Annotated in this window: 1 protein-coding gene; it reads left to right on the plus strand. The window is 37.5% G+C overall.

Annotated features, from left to right (window positions below):
* A partial coding sequence (locus tag UNSWCS_RS10315) for a Cj0814 family flagellar-dependent secreted protein (protein WP_235044407.1) occupies positions 1–873 on the plus strand: 873 nt, incomplete at its 5' end.
* Positions 874–1,097: the final 224 nt, after the last annotated feature.

Here is a 1,097-nt window from a genome sequence, read left to right on the forward strand (position 1 = left end):
GCTGGCTTTATGGGAGCTGATTTTAACAAGGCTGCAGGCTTGCCACAGGACTTTAAAATCCACAAAAGCACGCTTGATGAGCTTAATAGATTTGCCGAGCGCAACCATGTGCTAAACCGCATCAAGGGCAAAGACGAGCAGATAAAGATCTTTGATAATATCGATATGGCTGACACCATAAAGCACTACTACAGACTATTTGATCAAATGACCTCTGCTTTAGGTGATGATAAAAAGAGCTACACCCTTGCAGATATAGGCAAACTACCAAAAGGCTACAGCACAAAAGGCACTCGCTATGATGCCAAAGGACATTTGCTAAAAGATCTATCAAACTCTACTATCTCAAATATCTACTCTAGCAGCGATGAGCTAAATAGCGCTAAATCTCTTAGCAAAGAGCTTTCAAGTGCAGGAGTTAGGCTCATAGTAAAAGAGGTTGATTTTACGATGAGCGAAGCAGGTGATGAGTTTAGTTTTAACCCTGATATGTCGGTATATCAAGCAGATGAAGGCTACAGTAAAGAAGCTCTTTTCATGGGATTTTTGCGCAGCTATAGGCCTCTACCTAGTGATAGTGCAAAGACTAAGCTAAGTAGCGCTGCCTTAAATGATATCTCAAGCACTGGAGAACATAAAGAGTACTTTGTGGATTTTGAAAAAGTGGGTAAGGATAACGAGAGCATAAAAGCGCTCATAAAAGAAAGACTTAAAGAGCTAACCTTTTTAATGTATGTAAGATCAAAGAACACTAGCGCAGAAAGTGTTACCTCAAACGAATATGAGAAATTTAAACCAGCTGGCGAGGATATAAATTCTCTAGCAAATTCTTGGAGCAAGAGGATAAACTCCATTAGTAAGACTTTTGTGTAGAGATAAGTTATATATAAACTAAATTGTTGAAAGGTCGATTTAGTTATTGATTATACTCTAGCCCATAAAAGCATTAAACCTAAGTAGGTTGAATTTATATTCTTTAGCTGAATGTGTGTTAGTGTATAAAACAGCACTGCTGGATAGGTGGTAATATGCTCTAATGCAAATTAATACCATAAAAAAGAATTAAAACCTATGAAAGAGATGCTGGAATATCTAAA

Source organism: Campylobacter concisus UNSWCS, from assembly GCF_000466685.1.
In the GTDB taxonomy this organism is placed as follows: domain Bacteria; phylum Campylobacterota; class Campylobacteria; order Campylobacterales; family Campylobacteraceae; genus Campylobacter_A; species Campylobacter_A concisus_A.